Here is a 24189-nt window from a genome sequence, read left to right as displayed (position 1 = left end):
ATTATGCGATCAAACTTACTGGTCACACTGGCAGGACTGACACTCACAGCGCTTATGATACCTTCTGCGTGGGCACTGGACGAAGAGGCACAAGCCGCCAAAGATGAAGGGATGCGCTTATACAATACTCATCAACGCTCTATCAGTACGCCTTTTTTAGAGCAAGCAGCAGAAGCGGGTGATGTCGAAGCGATGTACTACCTAGGCGAAGTGAACCGTTTACGGCATATGGGGATGAACCAAGCAGCTTTAGAGTGGTATCACCAAGCCGCCCAACATGGTGACCCCCACGCCATGCTGCGCCTGTTTGATGGTGGGGCCTGCGAGCTGGGTGACGTCTGCCCGGAAAATGGCGATGACTGGCCCCAGGCGGCATTGGAGCTCACGCTGCCCAAGGCCGAAGCAGACGACCCCGACGCCATGGCCGCGCTGTACGATATTTATTACTACGTTGAAGACCCCGATGAAGACGAAGCGATGAAATGGCTACGGCGCGCCGCCGAGGCGGGCCATGTGGAATCCATGAACTTGCTCGGAGAGATAGCCCGCAACGACGAAGAGGGTTACACCAGCGATACTGAGCGCCTGGAAGCTGCGGAGTATTGGTTTAACCAAGGAGCTGAGCTTGGTTACGTGCCCGCCATTCACAACCTTTCTCTTAATTTTATGGAGTTAGGACAACCTGAGCAGGCATGGAGATGGATGCAGCTAGCATCCGATAAAGGACATGTTGATGCACGTTTAGGAGTTGGCTGGTGCTATCTAGAGCCTGAAAGGGATGCGCTATGTCAGAATAATAAAGACATTGTCAAAGGTGTAGGGATTTTGTCTGCTTTAAGGCAACAAGCGAATCTTGAAATGGTGAAAGGACTTCTAGATAACTTTAAGTCTAAACTTAGCAAAGATCAATTAGATGAAGCCGAAGCTATTAAAGAAGAGTGGTTAACAAAAGAGCCTTCGCTATCGCAGTTCCCCGAGAAGTTTGGCCCGTAATGTTACCGAAAAGATCAAACCTACTGCCCACACTGTCAGGACTAACACTCGCGACGCTGTTATTGCCTGCGGCTTGGGCGCTGGATTAAGAGGCACAAGCCGCCAAAGAGGAAGGCATGCAACTGTGAGGTATCCACCAGTGGGAAAAGATGCAACCTCCGCTTGAGATCGCAGCAGAAAACGGTGATGAAGTGGGTATTTGTGTTCTGCTGAAGTATCGCTTCGACGAATTGTAGAGGCGGGTTTATAACCCCCCCCAGAATCCACAGCAGCAATATAAGTATTGAAAGCATGCAAGTATACACAAACTGAACCTGAGCAAGGACATGTTGAGATGTCAATTGTTACTTAAAACTCTCTAAACATAGACAGCATCAAGGATGTGAAATAAATGAAAGCTTCGATAAAATTTATCATCATGTTATTTCTTTTTTTACTTTTGTCAGGATGCTCAAAGGAGGAGCGTGAAGCAAACCGTCTTTATAAGTCTTTAATGGAGGATATAACGGAAATAGACGCGCTGGAAAATGACGCTTCTATCAGCGACAAACTTGCTGTTTATAGCCAAGCGAGGTACAAGCTTGAAAGAATTCGTACGCGGTATGCGGCTACGAAGAAAGGGAAAGAGATTCTCGAAAATCCTACTTTTTCGTCTGGTCAATCGGCCGAAGATATACTTTCAGAGGCACTTTCACTAGAGGATAGAGCATCTGAAGAGCTCTCTGAAAACCAAGTAAAACTTATTATAATTAGTGCTATTTCTACACCAGAAATTCGAAATCATCGCTTGGAAAGTCATGGAATTTCTCTGGCTAGACAAGGGAATATTGAAGAAGCAAAGGCAATCCTTCCTGATCTCCTTAACTCTCTCAGCAAAGCAATCGTCCAGCTTGAAATTGCTAAAGCATATTATCATGAAGACGATATCGAAGCCTCCAAAAGCATCTCATTAGAAGCTCATGACAAAATTTCTCAGTATAATTTAAATGAGAATATATGCAGTACAGTAAGCTGTGATAATGAGGAAGCAAGAAAAAGGCTTGTAGAGACTGAATTACGTCGATTTAGAATAGAACTTTATTCATCATAACACCGTAAAGCATCTTGCGCTAACCACTTCTGATTGGCGCTTAACAAGCGAGCTCTTTAAAACATGAAAGTCAAAGCCATTACTTTTTCCATATTAGCGGCGTTTTTGGTATCAATATTTTTATACATGCAACCGAAAGGACCTCCCCCGCCCCCCACCATGGTCAGTTTCATAGAAGCCATTAAGGATCAGGATCATGAGCAAGCGACATTGTACTTGCTTTCATCTCACAATAGGGAGATATATCGTCAGGCTTATTTGGAACAAAACGAATTCGATGAAAACGATCAGCCTTTCCAAATGGATTTTGATGGTGCATGGCCATCTTATTCGGAAACTAGCCGAACTACCACTGACCCAAGAGAGTGGATTGAAGATGAAATAATACAGCTTAACTGGATGGCCAAAAACCTTCGCATTAACTGGAAAAAAATGCATATAAAGGAGTGTAAAGAATCTTACCAATCTAGACAAAAATTGACATGTGAATATTCAAATAAGGTATGGTTTTGGTCATTAGACAGATTTCACAGAATCTATGAAATGAAATTAAGTTATGATTATGAAGAAGACCGGATTATTTCATACTGGATTCACCCACAAGATTAAATTAAATAGCAAGCGCTCTATTAATCGAGTCTGAACAACGTGAAGAAGGGTGAAGGCATGATGGTGTTAACTATGCGACTAACTACGCTAGCTAAGCTGGTAGGATTAACGTTAACTACGCTAACGTTATCTTCCGCCTGGGCATTGGACAAAGAAGCGCAAGCTGCTAAAGATGAAGGTATGAGGCTCTACAATGCCCTTCAGCGCGAAGAGAGCATTCCTTATTTAGAAATAGCGGCAGAAGCGGGCGACATAGACGCAATGTTTTATCTTGGTGAAGCGAGCCACTCGCAGGAGTGGTACTACCGTGCCGCGCAGCAGGGCGAACTCTACTCCATGCTGCTCTTACATGATGCATGTGAAAAGCAACAAATATGCCCAGACGATGGTGATGACTGGGTCGAAGCAGCAATTGCAGATGCCCTGCCTCTAGCAGAAGCAGGCAACACAAATGCAATGTTTGCGCTCTACCCGCTTTATGCCACCCAAGGGTACGATGCTGAGCCTCAGTATTGGCTGGAAAAAGCGGCTGAAGCAGGAAACGTGGAAGCACAATTCAAGCTGGCAGGGCGAGTCCGCGATGGCCGTGCAGGCTATCCAGACGATACTGAGCGCCTGAACGCAGCAGAGCAGTTATATCGTAGGGCAGCGGAATTGGGTTATCCACGTGCCATGAGTAGCTTGGCGCGTTTTCTACATGACCAGGGCCATGATGACGAGGCTTGGCAGTGGATGGTGAGGGCTTCTGAGGCTGGGCATATCAATGCTAGACAATGGCTTGCTTATTGCTATATAGAGCCTGATGAAGAGAAAAACGGCATGTGCCAGACGGAGAGAAATCCCGCTAAAGGCTGGGCCATTCTTCTTGCCGTTAATGAAGAAGCGCCGAACATACATATCGAGAACGCACTAAGCTATTTCGGCGACAGTGATGAGATAACCCCGGAACAGCGCGAAGAAGGTGAACGCATGATGGGAGAGTGGCTCAATCGCGAACCACCTCTCTCCTATTTTCCAATGAAGTTCTTTGGGCCCTAACGGTATTAAAAACGACCAAATCTACTGACCACACTGGTAGGACTGACACTCGCTACGCTGTTATTGCCTTCGGCCTGGGCGCTGGATGAAGTAGCCCAGGCCGCCAAAGACATCTGATAGCAACATGGCTGAATTAACGATCTGCCGCGATGTTTAAAGTGCCTGTTACTGCTGCCCGTTTTCCTCAAGCCACTCTTTTAAGAACGCAATTTCACTCTCTTGAGCGGCAATAATTTCCTCGGCCAGTTGACGAATCTCTTCATCTTCGCCGTACTCCAGCACAATTTCAGCCATGGCGATCGCGCCTTCGTGGTGGGGAATCATGCCTTGTGCGAAATCCACATCTGGGTCGCCAGTAAACGACATAGCCATATCTTCATGCATTTGATCATTGGCGGCTTTATAAGCAGCTATAGCAGGATTGTCCTGATGGGCGTGAGCAGCATCTCTTTGGTCGCCGTGGCCTCCATGGTGACCTAGCTCTTGGGCATAAATAGACGGCGCCATCAGCACCCCGGCTACAACACATAGGCTTGGAACCATTTTGAAGGCAGAGACTGGTCGTGATGTGGACGATGGGGTGTTCGCATAAATCGGCATAGCAATGCTCTTTTGGGCAATAGTGGTAATTAAAGTTTAAAACCTAAAGGCTGCCCACAGGTCAATATGTGCCAAGTGGGTTACCCTGTATAGCATTACCGATAAATAGCATTGGAGAGCACATGGACTGGAACCCGGCTTACAGCTGGCTAGTACTCGCCCTACTATTAAGTTTGGCAGAGCTTACTTCTGGCGCGATGGTGCTGCTTGCACTGGGTATTGCCGCGGCGCTAACGGCGGCCGTTACAGCACTGGGATTAACGCTCCCCTGGCAACTGCTTAGCATGGCTATTTTTACCGGGGTGCTGCTACCGCTATGCGTTATGGTCATTCGTCCGCGCTTTTCACCCCGCGGAGTCGCCTACGGGACAACAGGAACTGGCGTAGAGAAAGGCAATCACTATACGACCCTGCGCCGTGATTTTGATGATGCCACCGGCATTAAAGTAAACGGCGATTTCTACCGGTTACGCGATCTTGATACTGGTGAAATCGAGTTCCCCAACGGCACAACGGTAGTATTTAGGCGCTTTGAAGGTACTACCGCTTTGGTCACGCTATATCAGCCTGCAGACATTGCCCCTCAAGAAGACAACTCACAACGCAAGGAACCCTAACAATGGATTTACCTATTAGCCCAGGTTTATTAATAAGCCTAATTGTTGTTGCGATCGCGGTCGTGATTATTTCTAAAGGCTTAATCATTATCCGCCAATCTGAAGTAATGGTGGTGGAACGGCTTGGGTCGTTCAATCGCGTATTGGAAAGTGGTATTAACATTATTATCCCGTTTATCGAACAACCCCGCGCCATCACTATGCTGCGCTATCGCAAACTCGGTGATGAATACACCGCGATCACCACCGACGAAATCCGGATCGACCGCCGCGAAACGGTCATGGATTTCCCAGGCCAGCCGGTGGTGACGACAGATAACGTGACGGTGCGTATTAATGGCGCGCTCTACTACCAGATTATCGACCCTAAACGGGCCGTCTACGAGGTTGTCAATATGAGCCAGGCGGTTGAGGTACTGGCCAAGACAACGCTGCGTTCAGTCGTCGGCAAGATGGAGCTGGATAAGCTGTTCGAATCCCGCGCGGAAGTGAACAATGAGATTCAAGCGGCAATGGAAGAACCCGCTTCTAAGTGGGGTATAAAAATATCTCGTGTTGAAGTGCAGGATATCGCCATGCCGGAAGAAGTTGAAACCGCCATGCGCCTGCAAATGGCCGCTGAGCGTAAACGCCGTGCTACCGTCACCGAAGCTGAGGGTGAAAAATCAGCGGCGATTGCCATGGCTCAGGGGCAGCGAGAGTCCTCCATCCTCAATGCTCAGGGTGATAAAGAGTCAGCAATTTTGCGCGCCCAGGGCGAGCAGGAGTCGATCAAGCTGGTACTTAGCGCCATTGGCGACAGTGAAGAAAACAAGCGGACCGTAGTAGGCTATCTACTCGGCCAGAGTTACATCAAAGTATTACCCAACATGGCAAAAGACGGCGAGCGAGTATTCGTACCCTATGAATCGTCGGCGCTGCTGGGCTCGATGGGCATGTTCCGGGAAATGGCAGGCTCACCTGAAGACACCGTGTCTAATCATCTCAAAAACCGCAGTGGCAGTAACAACGACTTTCGTAGCGGCATAGTCGGCGGCGCGGCAGGCGTTAATTGATTTTTGCATCACGAGATGATTAAAAAAATCCTTTAGAAATACTGCAAAGCCGGTTCACGAGTGAACCGGCTTTTTGTTGGTAGTATGAAGGGTTATAGCCAAACCGGTGAGACTTTGGCGCCATCATTTGACGGATGCATTCATCATGGTAAATGCCATTGCCCGTGGCTATTTTTTCGCGCCCCCAAGCCTAGTAAAACCACGCGGCGCAGCAATACGAAAAAAGCGCTCAACTATCTCGGCATTGGTCGCTGGGGTGATTAAAGACACAGCCACAAAGACTGGCAGGTTGATCATTAGCCCCCAGAAGCCTGCATGAATGCCCAGCGGATGCGGCCATAGCGTTGTAAACGCAACGGTGACTAAAAATCCCGCCACAATGCCAGCCATCACACCCAGACGAGAAGCCCGCGGCCAGAAAAACATACCAATGAACGCCGGTAATACCTGGGAGGCAAACCCTAGCCCCACTAACAGAATCATCACCAAACTACCCGGCTCAGCAATAGCCAATGGGGCAACCACCAGAAACATGATGGGTAGAATTAATAGCCGTGCGAGCTTGCCAGTCGCCCCTTCAGAGAGTTTTAACACCGGTTGAAGCACATCTTTACTAAGTGACAGCGACACCGAGTGAATAAACGGCTCGCTTGAAGACATCGATGCCGCCAAGGTGCCTGCCCCCAGTAATCCGACTAGTACAACGGGCAGGTGCTGCATCGCGTATTCCAGGGCAACCGTATCAGCGCGGGCCAACTCTGGCAGCGAGAAAATACCGATAAAGCCCACCACTACCATGGGCAATATCACCACATAATAGGTCGGCAGCCAGGTCGCGCTACGGCGGATAGTGCGCGCTGATGAAGCACTCATCCACTGGGTCCATACCGGCGGCATAAACGAGAACATTGAAACGATGATTGAGGTCGTCCAAAAACTAAAGCTCATATCGCCGCCCGCCCCCGGCAGCGTTAAAAACTCACCGTGTTCAGTTTGAATGCGCTCGAATACGCCCGCAAAGCTCAGCCCTCCGGTAGCGCTATGAACCGCCCACAAACCAACCGCCCAGGCAACGATTAGCATGAGCACGCCCTGAAACGCATTGGTACGGCCAATCGCCCGCTGTCCGCTGGCGTAAAGGTAGACCGCAATACAGGCCAGCACTGACAGCACACCCAGCCAAATGGGGATCATCCCTCCGCTCATTACGAACAAAATGTACGCCGAACCGATCGTTTGCAGTACCGCATAAGCGACAGAGCCAATCGCCATCACTAACGCCGCTAAAGCGCCCAGCGCTGGGCTTTGATAACGGTCAGCAATCGCGCTTGCCTGGGTTACGTGGCCAAACTGCTCACCGAACTGCCACACCTTGGGCCCGAAATACCAGGCTATCAGCGCCAAATAAGCGAGGTAGATCGCTACGTAAAACACCGCCACGCCTTTGGAATAGGCCCATCCTGGCGCGCCCATGAAGGTGTAAGCACTGACACTCCCGGCGGCAATCAGCAGATATAACGTGACCGGCCCCATGCTGCGTCCTGCCACGCCCCACTCTTCTAGGCTGTTCATATCGGCATTGTTGGCACACCCATTGCGAGCACGCAGGCCAATGATCATCGCGATAGCCACATACGTTAAGGTAATCAGCAGAGGCCAAACGCTATTCATGATCGTCTCTCTCTACAATATGATTGCCAACGAGCATGACGGCCACGCAGGCAAAAATAATCAGGTAGCTCCACACCACCATGAGCGGCAACCCCATCACCAGCGTTGCGCGGTTCACCCAGCCAATCACTGGCCATGTGCCCGCTAACACCAGCGCCACAAAAGCGACTAACAGCCACCAGCCCGCCCTGGAGGTAGGCAGCACAATCAAGCGTCTCATCGATATCCCCTTATTCATTATTGAATGACATCAATTCACGGCCGGCAGTGTTGGCCACCGCATGGGTAACGCTAATCGGTCTTCCAACTGTTTCGCTAGCTTTAAAACAAAATGATCAGCAAAACGGGGGCCCATCAGTTGAACGCCAATAGGCATATTGAAGGAAGTCGTTGCCCGGCTAAACCCGGCATTAAGTGAGATCGCCGGCTGCTCGCCCATATTCCATGGCACGGTGTAGAAAATGTGTTCAAACGGCTGGGATGGATCATTCGTAGGCGATGACCACTCTGCTGGAAATGCGATATTGGGCGTCGTGGGTGAAATCACCGCATCTACCTTATCAAACACGGCTTCTGTCGCGCGGCGCATCACCATGGTTTGCTGAAAACCTTGCACCGCGTCGACACCCGTTAAGCGAGCCCCTCCCTCTGCCCAGGCGAGAATCGAGGGCAGCACCTGCTCACGTTCTTTAGCCGAGAGCTTCATCAACTCGCCCCACTGACGACCCTGCCAAAAGTGATTTAGTCCATCCAGCATTTCACGTGTCAGCACTGGCGCGAGGGGAACCAGCGTTGCGCCAGCGGCTTCTAATTGCTTTGCAGCCTGCTCTACGTAGTTGCGAATTTCTTCATCCAGAGGCAGCCCACCGCCCGCCTCCATCATTACACCCACGCGCAGGCCATGAAGGTCTAACGCTAAGTCGGCCCAATCGATCTTTTCTGGGGGCAAGCGCATTGCATCGCGACGGTCTGTGCGAGCGAGCACAGTCATCATTAGCGCGGCGTCCTCTACGCTGCGCGTCATTGGCCCTGCACAGCGGCCCACATAATACGGATCAATGGGCACACGGCCTAGCGTGGGCTTAAACCCCACTACGCCGCACCAGGCTGCAGGCAGGCGTATGGAGCCACCGATATCAGTCCCCACATGCAGCGGGCCAAACCCCGCGGCAGCGGCTGCCCCGGCACCTGAGCTAGAACCGCCGGTATTGCAGGCTAAATCCCATGGGTTGCGGGTTAAACCATGAAATGACGAAAGACCTGATGAGAGCATGCCAAAGTCAGGACATGTCGTTTTTGCCAGCAGCAGAGCATTGTCTTCATTTAAGCGTGTCGCTGCTGGCGCATCCTCGGTAGCTATCGCCTGCTCGCCAAGCCCTGTGCCTCCGGGCACGGGCATGCCTTGCGTTGCAATTAATTCTTTTAAGGTGACTGGCACACCATCCAGATGCCCACTTGGCTGGCCTTTGGCCCAGCGCTGAGTAGAAGCCTTGGCGGCGCGAATGAATGCATCAGGTTGATAAGCATAGAGCGCATTAATGTGCGGCTCCCACGTGGCGATATGTTCAATCAGTGCACCCGCCACGTCGCTTGGGGAGAAGGAACGGGCTCGGTAGCCGTCCAAAAGTTGCGTCGCCGTCAGTTGATGTAATTCAGGCATAGCATCACCTATTGCTGTTGTTATAAAACTGTCGCGATGTCACTGCGCAAGCTGCCGTGACATCAGCGTGACGGTTTCACCTCGATACTCAAGCGTTTCTTCCTCTTGCCAAGCCAAACGCCGATAAAGCGCCTGCTGATCAGGGGTATACAGATAAAAGTGCTCCATACCGCTCTCAAGCACCTCGGCTTCTACGCGTTGCACTAAGGCAGAAGCAATCCCCTTACCCCGCCATTCGGGTACCACAAATACGGAGGCTAGCCACGGAGTCAGTTCACTGCGAATGCTCATATCATCGGCAACCAGACTGGCCGTGCCGACAGGCAACTCCCCATTCATCGCGACGAAAATAGAAGGTACCGCTGCGCTACCGCATTCAGCTTTTGTCAGCTCGATAGCCTCTTCCAACGTAAGCCCTGGGTGCAAATGCCCCCAGGCGCCAAAGGTCCACCTTGCCACGATCGGAATATTGGGGTCGTCGGCGCTGAGACGCTGAAGAGTAATATCGTGCATTAGCTGCCTCTACCTTATTAAGCAAGAACGAATACAATAGCGGCTAATGAGACACCCCGCTATAGGAAGCCAAGGTCAGAGTACAGAGAGAGCCAAGCAGCGATCACCAGCGCTATCACGGTTCACTCAGCGCTGCGTCAAGTTGGCTATCCGTCAGCGGCTGGCCCCAGCTATCGCTGTGCACTAACTCGCTTAACGGCAGTCGCGAGCGCCACCCTTTCGCTTCAAGTTCTGGCTGATCTAAAAACTCGCTCACATAGCCAAGGCAAAGGTACGCCACTGGATACACATGATCAGGAAGTTTGAGGGCAGCACTCAGCTGCGTTTGATCGAGGATACTCACCCAACCGACGCCAACCCCTTCGGCCCGCGCCGCCAACCAAAGGTTTTGCACGGCTAAACAGGTGCTAAATAAGTCGGTTTCTAGAATGCTATTGCGTCCTAACACATTAGGGCCGCCCCGACTGCGGTCGCAGGTAATACAAAGATTAAGCGGACTCTCCATAATGCCCTGTAGCTTAAGACCGCGGTAACGTTCATTGCGCTCCCCCTCAAACTGCTCGGCAGCCTTCTGATTCTCCTGCTCAAACATCGCCAGTACCGATTTTCTAACGTCTCGGCTTTCAATCACGATGAAATCCCAAGGCTGCATAAATCCCACTGAAGGCGCATGGTGGGCGGCCTTAAGAAGACGCGCGAGTATTTCTGGTGGGATAGGATCAGGCAGGAACTGCGAGCGTACATCGCGCCGCTCATGTATAGCGCGGTACAGCCCACGCTGCTCAGCATCGGAAAAATGGTGGTTCGAATGGGTCATGGCGCTGGTCGGGCCTTTTGCTGATCGATTGTGTAGACAGTGAAGAGTCTACACGAGGTCAGCTTAGCCGCCATCGTCGAGGTAAAGCGACGCCATCTTTAGGCACTTAAAAGCAATGGAGCGTGATAGAAGTTGTTACTTTAACGCTCACATTAAATAACGATTAGCATACGAATATGTTGGCTATTACTGCTGCTCAAAACCCACTAAGAACTGCTTCAATAAGCGATCAAGTTGAGCGATCTGCTCATCGGTTAAGGCAGCGGCTAGCTGTGCCTGCGTCTCTACGTGGGCAGTCACGGCCTCATCGATCACTTCGAGCCCTTGCCGGGAAAGCGAGATCAAAAACCCTCGCCCGTCGTCGGGGTTTTTGACCCGTTTTATTAATCCAGCTTTTTCCAACACGTTAATACGGTGCGTCATGGTGCCCGATGTCACCATCGTGGACGCCATCAAATCCCCGGGGGATAGCGCGTAGGGCGCGCCCGCACGGCGAAGCGTTGCCATTACATCGAAACTGGCACCATTCAGATCGTATCTCGACCATGTCTTTTCCATGGCACGCATTAAGTAGTGATTCAGCCGCTTAATCCGCCCAAGCGTACCCATTGGCACCACGTCGAGATCGGGGCGCTCTTTCTGCCACTGTTTGAGAATGCTGTCTACATGATCCATGTCTGCATTTTGCGCTTTTTTATCTTGACGTCAAGACTCTTCACAAATATCTTGATATCAAGATATAACGTTGAGAATATGCGAATGACATCACCTACAGATCCCAAGACTCAATCCAAAAAAGCTTGGCTAGCCCCACTGGCATACCTATTGTCCGGCGGTGCCTTGCTGGGCCTATCGACCAATTTAGCCAAGCTGGCGGGTGAAAGGCAGCTATCAGCACTCGCTTTTTTATTTTGGTCGATCATCGGCGCAGCGCTGATATTAATTACAATCTCCGCACTCCGCCGCAACTTGCCACCTATCACGGGACGCACCCTTGAGTATTACTTCGTGGCCGGGTTTGTGGGGGTAGCGGGGTCTAACCTGATCTTTTTCTCCGCCATTCCGCATATCGGCGCAGGATTCGTTGCCTTAACCATTACTCTGCCGCCACTGCTCACCTACATTGGCGCACTGATTTTAAAGCTGGAACGCTTTCAGGTAATGCGGGCGGCGGGCGTGCTGTCAGCCCTTGCAGGCGCCGTCACCTTAGCGGCTCACAAGCTTTCCACGCCGGATGCCGATTATCTCTGGATTCTCCTGGCGCTAGCGGGGCCAGTACTGTTGGCGATCGGCAATCTTTATAGGACACTGCGCTGGCCAGCGGGTGTCTCTGGCGATGCGCTGGCCCCCGGCATGTTAATCGCCGCAGTTGTTATCCTATTCGGTGTCGGTTTGCTGCCCGGCTTCTCGCTTAGCATACCCACCGAGCAAAGCCTTCCGTTTCTACTGATCGCGCTTCAATCCGTAGTGTTCGCAGGCCAGTTCTTACTGCTCTTTTTGCTTCAGAAAAGCGGCGGACCGGTGCTACTCAGTTTACTGGGTTCGGTGGGTGCCGTAGTAGGCGTACCGGTCGCAATTTTTTTGCAAGGCGAAACTGCCCCCGAAGGCTTGCTGTTAGGCATTGTATTGATTGGTACCGGAATTGCCCTGCTTAATATTGGCAAGGTCAGGCAGTAACCTCGAAGTCACCATCCACTTTAGAGCGCACCTGAGCCAAGACTTATTGTCAGCGCAGTAGCGTGTATTGGCCAATTAGCGGCACGACCTATTGGCTTAATGCTTTAGCACAAGATTTTTTTGAACCCGAGATAACGTATAAAAGGTAGCAATCATTGCAAACACGCTGATTAATACGGTCAAGCTGCTCTCAGTGAGACCTGCTATTACAAATGAAACCAGGGCAATACCACCATTAGTTAATGCGTAGGGAAGCTGTGTTCTGACATGGTCGATATGATCACAACCAGCGCCCGTTGATGCCAAAATGGTCGAGTCCGAAATGGGCGAACAGTGATCGCCAAAGATGCCTCCTGACAAGACGGCAGCAATACTTACGATAATGGGTGCTTCTAAACCAGCTGCCATAGGAATCGCCAGGGGAAGCATAATAGCGAAGGTTCCCCAAGAGCTTCCAGTAGCGAAGGACATGCCTGCGGCCGAGAGAAAAATAACAGCCGGAACAATAAAGGGCGGTACGTTGCCTTTCATAAGATCAACGATATAGTTGGCGGTTCCCATCTCTTTGAGTAGCGATCCTAGTGCCCATGCAAGCACTAGAATTAGTACTACACTGACCATTTTCTGCATACCTGAAATATAGATATCAAAAATATCGCCAAGACGTTTTACCTTGAAATAAATCATCAAACTCATAAGCACGACAGCGGCAAACAAATAGGCCGTGCTCAGCGCGACTCTAAAGTCACTGCCAGGGACCGACTCGAAAGGAAATCCAGCTGACACCAAAAGGCTAAATAGAGTCACGAACAGTACGCTGAGAGGAAGCCAGATAAGAGATGGGTGGCTTTCTACACCCGTACTATTAAGCTGAGCATCAATTTTACGTAAGGGAGTTGAACCGGGCCAATATAGTTGGCCTGTCTCTCTAACGCGCTGATCCGCCTGTCTCATGGCACCGAAATCAATACGCGCGAGAGCAACCGTCGGAACGGCCAGTACCGTCAAAATTGCATAGAACTGGAAGGGTATCGTTTGCACGAATGCTGTAAATTCAGAGGTATTAATCCCGAGATGATTAAACTCTTCCCGAATGAGCCCCATAACGTAAACTCCCCAGCCAATAAAGGGAATCAAGATGGCGACTGGGGAGGAAGTAGAGTCAAGAATCCAGGCCAGTTTTTCTCGTGAGACTTTGACTTTATCAAATATTTTTTCGAAAACAGGGCCCACAATTAAAGGTGTACCCATATCTGAGAAGAATATTATTAACCCCCCCATCCACGCTGAGATCTGAGTTTTTGCCTTGGTATTAATATAGTGAATAGTCCGGCTAGCAAGAGCTGCGCCGCCCCCCGAATGCTCGACTAGTGAAACGAATCCTCCGATGAAAAATAACAGGACAATAACAGCAGCATTGTAGCTATCGGTAAGCTGAGGCGTTACGTAATCACGAATGGTGCTTGTTGTGGCAGCAATCGGGTTTCCACCAGAAAGCATCATTAATCCCGCAAAGATGCCTACAGAAAGGGAGACGATGACATTTCTAAACAGGACGGCTAGCACAATGGACAGTATTGGAGGAATGAGAGAAATGAACCCCATATTTTCCATATTATTCTTCTCCTAATGGATTGAAAGCATATCGTGTACGCAGCGCGAGGCTCTTTCGAGCAGCGAGTGACGTTAGCTCAGAGGATCAATGTATTCTGGCGATGAGTGCGTGAACATACGCAATATGAGAGCTGTAAAGCGCACGAGATTAGCGCCCCAACTCCAGCTGGGATACAGCCCCAGACAAAATAGAGTAGAAAGGGTTTTAGCCCAAGATTCGTCAGTGCTTTTCTGCTAAAAATTTTATGCGCAATATCTATTATTAAACAAACAAAATCAACTCTTTATTTACAAAAAACGGTTACCTAAAAGCAGTATTTTAACCGTATCCAAGTACATCAATAAAAAACGCCAAGGCAGCGCCTTGGCGTTTCGGCTTGCTGTTAACAGCGTTCTTCCTACCCCAACTGAAATGGATAAACCGAGCCAATTTGCAACAGTTGCGTCAGTTCATCCAATGCCGTTAGCGATTCTTCTGCAAGCTGCGGGTCGGCAAGATCATCGGGCGCTAATCGGTCGCGGTAATGACAATTGACCCAAGCAGTAAGGTCGCCGTACAGCGCATCGGTCAGCAGCACGCGGCTGGTAAGCGCTGCTCGCTCTGCTTCTGATAACACCACGCGCAGACGCAGGCAGGCAGGTCCGCCGCCGTTGCGCATACTTTGCTTGACGTCTTTCACGATCACGTCACTGATCGGGTTATTGCCCGCCAGCAGGTAACCTTGCAGCGTGCACCAGACCGCTTCTCGCTCCTGGCACTCGCTGGGTACGACCAGCGTCATAGTACCGTCTGGATTAGACAGCAGCTGTGAGTTGAACAGATAGGAAGCTACCGCATCTTCCATGCTGACGGCATCGAGAGGTACGCGTATGGGAATCAAGGGCGTCGACATTTTGGCGCGCAGCTCATCTAGCGTCCCCTCTTCGTCCAAAAACGCCATTTCGTGATACAGCAGTACAGGGCCATTGCCGACGGCAATCACGTCATTGTGAAAAACGCCTGCGTCGATGGCGTCCGGGTGCTGCTGAGCAAACACCGTTTGAGCTTCCGTCAGGCCGTGCTGGCGAGCCACCGCTTGGCTAGCTTCTAACGTCTGTCTTGCCGGAAAGCGTGCTGGCTGACGCTCGCCACCAAACGCCTGGCGGCCATAGACAAACAGATGAACGCCCGGCTCGCCATGCTCGCCGCAAAGGCGCGTATGGTTGGCCGCGCCTTCATCGGAAAAATCAGGCGTGGCGGGCAACACCGGGTGATGGGCGAAATACTGCTCATCGTGAAAAATCGCCCGCAGTACGCGGCCCGTGGTTTGTGGTTCGAGGTAACGATGAAAGCTGGACTGCAGATTCGCCGGAGTGAAATGTACTCGGCTGTCCCATGCATCCCGGCTGGGCGTAATAGTGCCTGCGTTAGCCGTCCACATGCTGGAAGCGGAGCAAACGGCGCGCAGCAAATGCGGGGCCTCGGTGGCGGCGCGAGCCAACACTTCACGGTGGCTACCCTTAAAGCCTAAATCACGCAGCGCGCCGATATCAGGCCGCTGCTGAGGTGGCAATACGCCCTGAGCGTAGCCTGCATCCATCAGCGACTTCATTTTCAGCAGGCCCTGCAGCGCGCCCTCTTTGGGGTTCGACACCAAGCCGCCATGGCTCATCGAGGCAACGTTACCTACCGCAAGCCCAGAGTAATTGTGGGTAGGGCCAACCAAACCGTCGAAATTGACTTCTCTGACATTGCTGATGGCAGCGGTGCTCATAGGATGACTCCCGGCGGCAGGGTATCGGGCATCTCCAAGGTGTCAGCTTCCATGGACGCGACGGGGTAGGCGCAGTAGTCCGCCGCATAGTAAGCACTGGGGCGATGATTGCCGCTGTCGCCCACGCCTCCAAAAGGTGCATCGCCAGAAGCCCCGGTCGTTTGGCGATTCCAGTTCACAATCCCGGCACGGATACGCAGTAAAAAGTCGTCCCAATCGGCTTTATCACCGCCAATCAGACCGGCAGAGAGCCCATAACGGGTATTATTAGCAAGCTCAAGTGCCTCATCCCAATCGTGGTAACGATGGATCTTGAGTAGCGGCCCGAAGTGCTCCTCATCAGGAACGTCCAGTCCCGTCACGTCGATAAGCGCAGGGCTCAGCAAGCTGGTGCCCTCCTGAAGCCGCTGCATACGATTGATGACCGTGGCGCCCAGTGCTTCCAGCGCGTCCTGAGCTTTTAGCAGCCCGTCCGCGGCAGCCACGCTAACCAAACCGGCGTAAAATGGCGCAGGATTTTCGTCAAACTGGCCCGCCACGTGCAGCTTGGTAATAGCCTCTGAGAGCGCTTCGATTAAGCGGTCGCCAACGTCACCCAAGGGCACCACCAATCGACGAGCACACGTACAGCGCTGGCCACCGGAAAGGTAGGCCGACTGTAGAATAGCCAGCACGGCGGCGCGCTGATCGGGCACATCCTTAACCACCAGGGGATTATTACCGCCTAGCTCCAGCGCGAGAATTTTATCCAACTGCCCGGCGAACTGCTTGTGTAGCATGCCCCCAACGTTGGCACTGCCGGTAAACAGCAGGCCATCAATGCCGGGATGCGCAGCCAGCGCTTGTCCGACTGCCACGCCACCCTGCACCAAGTTTATAACGCCCGCAGGCAGCCCGGCTTCTAGCCAGCACTGCAGCGTGAGATCAGCCGTTAGCGGGGTTTGGTCACTAGGTTTAAAAACGATGCAGTTACCCGCTAGCAGCGCAGGCACCATATGGCCGTTAGGTAAATGACCGGGGAAATTGTACGGGCCAAATACTGCCATGACACCGTGGGGGCGATGGCGTAGAACGGCTTTAGCGCTACCCACTGATTTTTCACGCTCACCGGTGCGTTCGTGGTATGCGCTGATCGACAGGGCAATCTTACCCACCATCGCTCCGGCCTCGGTGCGGGCCTCCCAGAGCGGCTTGCCGGTTTCAGAGGCAATCGCCAGGGCAAGATCTTCACCACGCGCTTTTAAAATCTCGGCAAACCGCTCGACCAGTGCCTGACGCTCAGTAACGGGCGTGCGCGCCCAGCTAGGAAACGCTCCCCGTGCGGCGTTAATCGCGGCGCCAACCTGCTCACTAGATGCCGATGCGCCCTGCCACAGCTGCTTAGCCGAGATGGGATCATGCTTGGCGAACGTGTCTGCTTCACCGGCTACCCAGGCGCCGTTGATCAATTGCTGCTGTTGAGCGTGCATCGTTCTCTCCTAACGTTACCAAACTTATGCCGTGCTTATTTTTGTAGGATTTAGGTTTCCAGTAAGCGAACGAAGTCACCGGTGGTGACGCCTAGTCGTCTTGCTTCCTGCTCACTAAGCACAATGATGTTGTCATGCGTGGGCGCACGGCCTATCCAGCTGGCAGTAAAATTGAGCATTTGGATAGTCGACGCCAGCCAGCGGCTGACGCTCTCTTGCGGGGCGCCAGATGAAACGTCTACCTGGCACAGCCGCGAGTTGCGGACCGCTCGCACGTCGTCGATATACGCCTCTACCGTCGGGCCACCATCAAAAATATCGATATAGCCTTCCCAGCGCAGCCCTTCTTTGTTGAGCATTTCTAGCGCAGGTCGAGTATGGCGATGCACCTGGCCAATGCAGGCTCGCGCCTCTTCGGCCATGAACGTTGTATAGATAGGAAACCGTGGCATCAGCTCGCCGATAAAGCTCTTCTGGCCCAAACCGGTTAAGCGGTCAGCTTCACTGAAGTCCATCGGGAAAAAGTGCTTACCCAGGCTCTCCCAGAAAGGGCTGGTATTGTTCTCATCGAACACGCCGCGCATTTCCGCCAGCACTTTTTGCGGGAAGCGGTCACGAAATTGAGCGATAAACAGCCACCGAGCCTTGGAAAGCAGCGCGCCATTGCGTAAGTGACGATTCGCTTCGCCACGATACTCAGGACGCAGAAACAGTGAGCAAACCTCTGCATCGCCAGTGTGGTCGGAGCTTAAAAACAGCGTATCGATAGTGCGATGCAAATCAAGCTGGATGGATGAGTGTGCCAACGCACCTAGGCGATAGTTATAAAACGGCACTTCACGACCCACCTGACCCTCAATCGCGCAACAGCCGGCGAGTTCGCCATTTTCTTCGTCTTCTAATACAAAGAAGTAGAGCCGATCGTCTACCGGCGTGCGTTCTTCAAATGCGCTGGCGGCGGCTTCAATTTTACCGGCGAGGAATTCACGATTATCCGGTAATGAGGTAAAGCCAACGCCTGCCTGCTGCGCAAGCGCCTGAAGCCCATCCAAATCTTCACGGGCAATGGGTCGAATGCGCATTACATTTCTCCTTCATCAAGCGCGTCTACCGCGGTGGGTAATGTCAACGGCGCGGCAAGCACCGCTCGCCCTTCGGTGACACCCAGCCGCTCAGCGTGCTCAGGAGACAGCATTAGCTGACCCGTCGGCGAGAGCGCATAGCGCGACACAATGCAGCGGAACTCGCCGAGTTTTTGATTGGCGACCATCGCCGGCTCAGCATCGGGCAGCGCATGTTCAGGGCGAATGCGTACCGGGTGCCAAGCGGCGCTACGAAAGGTTTCCAGCCGCTCGCGCTCCGCTTTTACAATCGGCCCGGCGTCGAAAATGTCCACGTGACGAGAGCGCACAAAGCCTTCCGCCAACATCTCCTGTAGCGCCTCTTCATGAGCCGGATGTTCGCGACCAATCGCGGCCCTCGCTTGAGGCGTAAGCAGCGGCAAATAAAGTGGAAATTGAGGCATCACCTCAGCGATAAAGCTTTTCGAGCGCACTCCCGCCACGTGATTAATATCTTGAAAACTACGGGCAAAAAAGTGCCGTCCTACACTCTCCCAAAAGGGCGATTCGCTGTGGGTATCCAAATAGCCTGGAAATGCCACGGCTAGAATGCGCGAAAAGCGTTCGGGGTACTGAGCAATAAACATCAACCGCGCCCGGCGTAGCAGGCTTTCTGCACTGGTGCCCTTGTAGCGTGGGTTAAGCGAAAAAGCACACAGCAAGGTGGCATCTGACACTTCATGAGAGAGCGCGAGTGTCTGCACTTCACGGCGCACGTTGAGCTGCTGGGAGGCGTGAATCAGCGTTTCTTGACGATAAGTGTAATAGGCTTCACTGGCGCCAGCCTGGGCGCGAATAGTGGCCGTACCCAGCACCTCCTCCCGGCTATCGTCCGCTAACACAAAGGTATAGTGCTCATTTTCAGGAAACTCAACGTCACCACTAAACGCATCCAAAGAGCGCGCAATGCGCTCCTCAAGTCGCTCACGGTTAGCAGGCAGGTTGGTTAGCTTAGGCACGGCTTGCTCAGCTAACTGCTCCAATGCGTTGAGATCCGTCGCCTTAACGGGTCGCACTACCAGCATTCTCGACGCCCCCTCGGTTAACGCGGCCTGTGGCTCACTCATGCTGTGGTAACAAGCCGCTCAATGGCACGCTCTAAGCGCGCCATACCTTCAACAATATCTGCCTCAGGAATCACCAGCGAAGGCGCCATACGCAGTACGTTAGGCCCAGCGATTAGCGCCATTAAGCCTTCTTCAATGGCCAGCGGCAGAATCTCTTTAGCGCGGCCCTCAAAAGCATCCGACATTTGGGCGCCGATCAACAGCCCCATGCCGCGTATTTCTTTAAACACGCCATGCTTGCGATTAATGGTTTCTAAATGCTCACGGAAAAGATCGTGGCGCGCTTGCACGCCTGCTAGAACGTCTGGAGTATCGATAAATTCAACTGCCGCCAACGCGATGGCAGACCCCAGCGCATTACCGCCGTAGGTTGAGCCATGGGTGCCAAAGGCTAATGACTTGGCGACTTTATCAGTTGCCAGCATCGCTCCTACCGGAAAACCACCGCCTAGCGACTTAGCACTAGTGAGAATGTCCGGTGTCACGTCATAGCGCTCGTAGGCGTAAAGTGTCCCGCAACGACCAACGCCGGTTTGCACTTCATCAAAAATCAGCAGGGCGTTGTGCTGATCGCACAGTTCGCGCAGGCCTTTCAAAAATGCGGGGCTCGCCGGCAGAATGCCACCCTCGCCCTGCATTGGCTCAACCATCACCGCGCAGGTATCGTCGCCCATTAAGGCGCGAACGCTTTCCAGGTCATTAAATTCAGCGTGCAAAATGCCGCCAGGAATCGGGCCAAAGCCCTGCGAGTATTTGGGTTGACCGCCAACGCTAACCGTAAAGAGAGTGCGGCCATGAAAGGACTGATTGAAGGAAATGATTTTGTCTTTCTTTTCGCCGTGGTGATCTACCGCGTAGCGACGAGCCAGCTTCAGCGCGGCCTCGTTCGCCTCCCCTCCTGAAGAGCAAAGGTAGACTTTGTCAGCAAACGTGCGTTCTACCAGTTTTTTAGCAAGCTTAAGGGCTGGCTCATTGGTATAGATATTGGAGAGATGCCAAAGTTTTTCACCCTGCTCTTTAAGCGCGTTAACCAGCACAGGATGACAGTGGCCTAACGAGTTCACCGCAATACCGCCGGCAAAATCGATGTATTCACGCCCCTGCTGATCCCATAGTCGGCTACCTTCGCCACGCACCGGAATAATCTGCTGCGGTGCATAGTTAGGCGTCATGTATTGATCAAAATCCTGCCGAGTTGGGATGGTGCTCATGGGGCAAACTCTCCAATAGAATAATGGGGTAAAAACAGTATAAGGCGCTGACGTGGTTATCTGCTTTCAGCAATGTGACAGGGAATTATGAATAACCACGCTTGGTTTTATGCACGCTAAGCCAAACGCTCTTCTCTTGGCGTCATGCCAAAATGGTTGCGATAGGCGGTTGAGAAGTGTGCGCCGGATGAAAATCCTGTGGCAAAGGCGATATCGCCAATCGCGCGATCGGTTTCGCGCAGTTGCTTGCGTGCCTCTTGCAAACGCAAATCCAGATAATAGCGGCTGGGCACTGCCTGGAGATATTTCTTAAATAGCCGCTCTAACTGGCGGCGAGAAATACCCAAATGCTCAGCCAGTTCAAGAGTCGAAAGCGGCTCCTCGATATTGGCTTCCATTAGCGTCACGGCATCGACCAAACTTTGCGGGGCATGCCCTAAGCGGCTGCGAAGCGGCACGTGCTGGCGCTCATCGGCTAAGCGAATGCGGTCGCAAACAAACTGCTCAGACACCTGTTCTGCCAGTCGCGCCCCGTGATGCTGGCCAATCAGCGTGAGCATCATATCCATGGCAGCCGTGCCGCCCGCACAGGTCAACCGGTCGCGGTCAATTTCAAACAGCTGCTGGGAGAGCGTTACCTGTGGGTATGCCTGGGAAAAAGCCTCAAAACGCTGCCATGGAAGCGTTGCTCGGTATCCTTCTAGCAACCCGCAGCGCGCCAGCACTTCCGTGCCACCGGCCAAACCGCCTAAAGATACGCCACGGCCTTGATGGCCTCGCAGCCATTCGTTGAGCTTAGCGGGCAAGGTATAGGGCAGCGGCGTAGGCGCGCAGATCAAGAGCAGATCGATAGGGCCCGGCGCCTCGCTTAACGCATGCTGAGCCAGCAGCGAAAGTTGAGCACCGCTGCGCACCGGCTGACTATCCATGCTTAAGGTGGCGGTGTGGTAAAGCATTTGGCCGCTCAACTGGTTAGCCATTTGCAGTGGTTCAATAGCGCTGGCGTGGGCCAATAACGAAAAGCCCGGCAGCAGCAGAAATGCGACCCGCCTGCGGATCACATTAGGCTGCGCCATTAGCGCGCTAGGCTGCATGATAAGTCACTGAGCTGCATGAAGAACCGCCATCAACTGGATGAAATGTCTATCTTACGCAATTACGCAGTGGAGAGCAGCGTTCTGCCCCCTATTGCAAAAAAGTGACGCATCAATGCAAATTGCCGGGCACAGGGCCCGGCAATAACAGCATCAAGCAAACACGTCACAAGGCCTAAGGCTTACAGACTGACGACATCAAACTTAACTGCCGGGCTGACATCGGCGTCGTAATCGACATCGCTACGCTCAAATCCAAACAGCTTCAAGAATTCGTGTTTGTAACCCGCATAGTCGGTAATGTCGAATAGGTTGTCGGTCGTCACTTCCGGCCAAAGGTCCTGGCAGGCTTGCTGCACATCGTCACGCAGCTCCCAATCATCTAGCCGCAGGCGGCCGACCTCATCGGTGGCAAACTCGCCGCGCTTACCTTGCTCGGAGTAAAGCTGCTCACCGAACAGTCGATTCAACTGGTCAATGGTGCCTTCATGCAGGCCCTGTTCTTTCATAATGCGATAGACCATCGCGATATACAGTGGCATAACCGGAATCGCCGCGCTCGCCTGAGTGACTACTGATTTGAGCACCGCAACATTGGCACCGCCGCCGCTGGCCTTCAAGTGGCTATCAATAGCCGTCGCGGCGCGATCCAGGTCTTCCTTAGCTTTACCCAGCGCACCGTGCCAGTAAATCGGCCAAGTGATTTCGGTGCCAATATAGCTAAACGCGACGCTGCGAGCGCCTTTCGCCAGCACGCCCGCTTTATCTAGCGCGCTCATCCACAGTTCCCAATCTTCGCCACCCATGACGGTAATGGTGTCGTCAATCTCTTCCTGTGTTGCCGGTTCCACTTCTGCTTCGATGATCGCATCTTTATTGGTATCGATAGCCGTAGCGCGGTAGGTTTCGCCAATCGGCTTAAGGCTGGAGCGTTTCAGCTCACCGGTATCCGGCATTTTACGAACGGGCGATGCCAGCGAGTACACCACCAGATCAATCTCGCCCATATCTTGCTTAATCAACTCAATGGCTTTTTCCCGCGCTTCGTGTGAGAACGCATCGCCATTGATGGAATTGCTGTACAGGCCTTCTTGTTTAGCGAATTTATCGAAGGCAGCACTGTTGTACCAACCCGCGGTGCCAGGCTTGACATCAGTAGCAGGCTTTTCAAAGAACACGCCCAGCGTGTCAGCACCATAGCCAAACGCTGCGGTAATACGCGCGGCCAAACCATAGCCACTCGATGCACCAATCACGAGCACCTTTTTCGGGCCGGCGCTTTTATCTAAACCACGGGCACGGGTAGCCTCAATCTGCTCAAGAACATTTTTCTCACAGCCCACCGGGTGGGTAGTCGTACAAATAAAGCCGCGCACCTTGGGTTTAATAATCATCTCGAACCTCGTTATCAGATTAATTTGGCTATCGACATCGCGATGTCGTGGCTTGATGGGGTTATTCTAGCTGTCTCCGTGCGCGCTGTCCGCTCTTGCGCTATTGTCCGCGCTTGAGATCACCAGAGTTTCGCGTCACGATATCAGTTAACGTCCTTATGCCAGCAACGACTCCCCATACGAGGCCACCATGAATGCACAGCAGCTAGTAGACGAACGCGGCGATCTTTGGCTAGCGTTAGCGCCGCTGTGGCTTGACCGTGAGCCCAGCGAACGGGACTACTCGCGCATGCTGGACGTCGTGCAACGCTACGAGATGTCGCTTAAAGAATTGGAGTGGATGTTTCGTTTGGAAATGGCGCCGGTCATGTCGCGTCATCAGCTTTCCATTGCTAGCGAATGGCGCCAATTTAACGACCGCAAGCTCATGCAGCAGCTGGTCAACCACAACTTGCGCCTAAAAGGCTGGCGGCGTAAAAGCTGGGCGTTGTTTTCAGGATTGACCACCATGATGGTGCGCCACCGCCTGAATGCGCTAATGAACCGACTTGCCGTTGTACGGGGCGAACAGGTTTAACGCATTTATACCGCCACGCTACGGGTAAGATTCATCTAAGGCTTTTTCCAACGCCAACCGCAATGGGCGCCCGTGGTCACGCGGGCCAAAGCGAGCAATGACGTTTCCATCGCGACCAATCAAGAACTTAGTGAAATTCCACTTGATCATTGGCGTCCCCAGTACGCCTGGCGCCTGATGTTTTAGCCACACAAACAGCGGATGAGCACGACCGCCATTCACATGCACCTTCTCTAGTAGCGGAAAATTGATCCCATACTGCTGTTCGCCAAACTGACAGAACGCCTGGGCATTCTCCGGGGATTGGCGCCCAAATTGATTGCATGGAAATCCCAGCACGGTAAAACCACGATCACGATAGCGCTGATAAAAGGTTTCCAACTCTTTCAGCTGTGGCGTGAAGCCACATTGGCTAGCCACGTTGACCACCAATAACACTTGGCCACGCAACGCCCGCAGATTGAACGGCTTCCCTTGGTGGGTATAACAGTCTTGGTCGTAAATCGTCATTAAATAGGCCCTACAAACACCTTAAACGGCATAGCGAT

24 protein-coding genes are annotated in these 24189 nt (G+C 52.5%); 8 read left to right on the top strand and 16 right to left on the bottom strand.

Annotated features, from left to right (window positions below):
* The first annotated feature begins 3 nt into the window (after window positions 1-3).
* The 4 genes from ACT3TF_RS01935 to ACT3TF_RS01920 all read left to right on the top strand — a co-directional run bounded on the left by ACT3TF_RS01935 (window position 4) and on the right by ACT3TF_RS01920 (window position 3730).
* Entirely contained in the window at window positions 4-993 is a 990-nt protein-coding gene (locus tag ACT3TF_RS01935; protein ID WP_444625245.1) for a tetratricopeptide repeat protein, read from the top strand.
* A 391-nt stretch (window positions 994-1384) separates the two neighbouring features.
* Complete coding sequence (locus ACT3TF_RS01930) at window positions 1385-2083, top strand: hypothetical protein (protein WP_444625244.1); 699 nt, start codon at window positions 1385-1387, stop codon at window positions 2081-2083.
* A gap of 63 nt (window positions 2084-2146) precedes the next feature.
* The gene (locus ACT3TF_RS01925; RefSeq protein ID WP_444671463.1) at window positions 2147-2692 is read left to right on the top strand and encodes a hypothetical protein; all 546 of its coding nucleotides are present in this window, start codon (window positions 2147-2149) and stop codon (window positions 2690-2692) included.
* A 72-nt stretch (window positions 2693-2764) separates the two neighbouring features.
* Entirely contained in the window at window positions 2765-3730 is a 966-nt protein-coding gene (locus ACT3TF_RS01920; RefSeq protein ID WP_444625242.1) for a tetratricopeptide repeat protein, read from the top strand.
* Window positions 3731-3895: 165 nt separating this feature from the next.
* Here ACT3TF_RS01920 and copM read toward each other — a convergent pair whose 3' ends face one another.
* Window positions 3896-4330, bottom strand: a complete 435-nt coding sequence (gene copM, locus ACT3TF_RS01915; RefSeq protein ID WP_444671462.1) for a CopM family metallochaperone — start codon at window positions 4328-4330, stop codon at window positions 3896-3898.
* A gap of 122 nt (window positions 4331-4452) precedes the next feature.
* On the opposite strand from copM, the gene ACT3TF_RS01910 reads away from it, so the two are divergent.
* Window positions 4453-4947 (top strand): nodulation efficiency, NfeD-like protein, encoded by a 495-nt coding sequence (locus ACT3TF_RS01910; protein ID WP_444625240.1) that lies wholly within the window; start codon window positions 4453-4455, stop codon window positions 4945-4947.
* A gap of 2 nt (window positions 4948-4949) precedes the next feature.
* Window positions 4950-6002, top strand: a complete 1053-nt coding sequence (locus tag ACT3TF_RS01905) for an SPFH domain-containing protein (RefSeq protein ID WP_444625239.1) — start codon at window positions 4950-4952, stop codon at window positions 6000-6002.
* 168 nt (window positions 6003-6170) lie between these two features.
* Here the strand turns inward: ACT3TF_RS01905 and ACT3TF_RS01900 are convergent, their stop codons facing one another.
* The 6 genes from ACT3TF_RS01900 to ACT3TF_RS01875 form a co-directional block, all read right to left on the bottom strand.
* The gene (locus tag ACT3TF_RS01900) at window positions 6171-7673 is read right to left on the bottom strand and encodes a sodium:solute symporter family protein (RefSeq protein WP_444671461.1); all 1503 of its coding nucleotides are present in this window, start codon (window positions 7671-7673) and stop codon (window positions 6171-6173) included.
* Complete coding sequence (locus ACT3TF_RS01895) at window positions 7666-7893, bottom strand: hypothetical protein (RefSeq protein ID WP_441684642.1); 228 nt, start codon at window positions 7891-7893, stop codon at window positions 7666-7668. Before ACT3TF_RS01895 ends, ACT3TF_RS01900 begins: the two co-directional genes overlap by 8 nt.
* Before the next feature lie 30 nt (window positions 7894-7923).
* Window positions 7924-9333, bottom strand: a complete 1410-nt coding sequence (locus ACT3TF_RS01890) for an amidase (protein WP_441684640.1) — start codon at window positions 9331-9333, stop codon at window positions 7924-7926.
* Between the two features lie 39 nt (window positions 9334-9372).
* Window positions 9373-9846, bottom strand: a complete 474-nt coding sequence (locus ACT3TF_RS01885) for a GNAT family N-acetyltransferase (protein ID WP_096278729.1) — start codon at window positions 9844-9846, stop codon at window positions 9373-9375.
* 115 nt (window positions 9847-9961) lie between these two features.
* Window positions 9962-10663, bottom strand: coding sequence for a 5,6-dimethylbenzimidazole synthase (bluB, locus tag ACT3TF_RS01880; RefSeq protein ID WP_441684636.1), 702 nt, complete (start codon window positions 10661-10663; stop codon window positions 9962-9964).
* 186 nt (window positions 10664-10849) lie between these two features.
* Window positions 10850-11338, bottom strand: coding sequence for a MarR family winged helix-turn-helix transcriptional regulator (locus ACT3TF_RS01875; RefSeq protein WP_096278725.1), 489 nt, complete (start codon window positions 11336-11338; stop codon window positions 10850-10852).
* 84 nt (window positions 11339-11422) lie between these two features.
* Between ACT3TF_RS01875 and ACT3TF_RS01870 the strand changes: the two genes are divergently transcribed.
* Window positions 11423-12340 (top strand): DMT family transporter, encoded by a 918-nt coding sequence (locus ACT3TF_RS01870; RefSeq protein WP_444671459.1) that lies wholly within the window; start codon window positions 11423-11425, stop codon window positions 12338-12340.
* Window positions 12341-12436: 96 nt separating this feature from the next.
* Here the strand turns inward: ACT3TF_RS01870 and ACT3TF_RS01865 are convergent, their stop codons facing one another.
* The 8 genes from ACT3TF_RS01865 to fabV all read right to left on the bottom strand — a co-directional run bounded on the left by ACT3TF_RS01865 (window position 12437) and on the right by fabV (window position 23064).
* A complete protein-coding gene (locus ACT3TF_RS01865; protein WP_441684631.1) occupies window positions 12437-13954 on the bottom strand; it encodes a Na+/H+ antiporter NhaC family protein in 1518 nt (505 codons plus the stop codon).
* Window positions 13955-14352: 398 nt separating this feature from the next.
* A complete protein-coding gene (gene astB, locus ACT3TF_RS01860) occupies window positions 14353-15708 on the bottom strand; it encodes an N-succinylarginine dihydrolase (protein WP_444671458.1) in 1356 nt (451 codons plus the stop codon).
* Entirely contained in the window at window positions 15705-17177 is a 1473-nt protein-coding gene (astD, locus tag ACT3TF_RS01855; RefSeq protein ID WP_444671457.1) for a succinylglutamate-semialdehyde dehydrogenase, read from the bottom strand. The genes astB and astD overlap by 4 nt, the downstream gene beginning before the upstream one ends.
* Window positions 17178-17227: 50 nt before the next feature.
* Window positions 17228-18259 carry an arginine N-succinyltransferase gene (gene astA, locus ACT3TF_RS01850; RefSeq protein WP_444671456.1) on the bottom strand — a complete coding sequence of 344 codons (1032 nt, stop codon included), beginning with the start codon at window positions 18257-18259 and terminating at the stop codon, window positions 17228-17230.
* Complete coding sequence (locus tag ACT3TF_RS01845) at window positions 18259-19323, bottom strand: arginine N-succinyltransferase (protein ID WP_444671568.1); 1065 nt, start codon at window positions 19321-19323, stop codon at window positions 18259-18261. The genes astA and ACT3TF_RS01845 overlap by 1 nt, the downstream gene beginning before the upstream one ends.
* A gap of 38 nt (window positions 19324-19361) precedes the next feature.
* A complete protein-coding gene (locus tag ACT3TF_RS01840) occupies window positions 19362-20576 on the bottom strand; it encodes an aspartate aminotransferase family protein (RefSeq protein WP_096278710.1) in 1215 nt (404 codons plus the stop codon).
* Between the two features lie 116 nt (window positions 20577-20692).
* Entirely contained in the window at window positions 20693-21670 is a 978-nt protein-coding gene (locus ACT3TF_RS01835) for a GlxA family transcriptional regulator (protein WP_192535954.1), read from the bottom strand.
* Between the two features lie 182 nt (window positions 21671-21852).
* Window positions 21853-23064: an enoyl-ACP reductase FabV gene (fabV, locus tag ACT3TF_RS01830; protein WP_096278708.1), complete on the bottom strand. Its 1212-nt coding sequence runs from the start codon at window positions 23062-23064 to the stop codon at window positions 21853-21855.
* Between the two features lie 190 nt (window positions 23065-23254).
* Between fabV and ACT3TF_RS01825 the strand changes: the two genes are divergently transcribed.
* Window positions 23255-23641, top strand: a complete 387-nt coding sequence (locus ACT3TF_RS01825) for a DUF7079 family protein (RefSeq protein WP_096278706.1) — start codon at window positions 23255-23257, stop codon at window positions 23639-23641.
* Between the two features lie 18 nt (window positions 23642-23659).
* Here ACT3TF_RS01825 and ACT3TF_RS01820 read toward each other — a convergent pair whose 3' ends face one another.
* The gene (locus ACT3TF_RS01820; protein ID WP_441684488.1) at window positions 23660-24151 is read right to left on the bottom strand and encodes a glutathione peroxidase; all 492 of its coding nucleotides are present in this window, start codon (window positions 24149-24151) and stop codon (window positions 23660-23662) included.
* Between the last annotated feature and the right edge of the window lie 38 nt (window positions 24152-24189).

It is taken from the genome of Halomonas sp. AOP25-F1-15 (genome assembly GCF_052378675.1).
Classification (GTDB): Bacteria; Pseudomonadota; Gammaproteobacteria; order Pseudomonadales; family Halomonadaceae; genus Vreelandella; species Vreelandella casei.
Note: the sequence above shows the minus strand (reverse complement) of the source record. Positions and strands in the feature narration are given on the sequence as shown.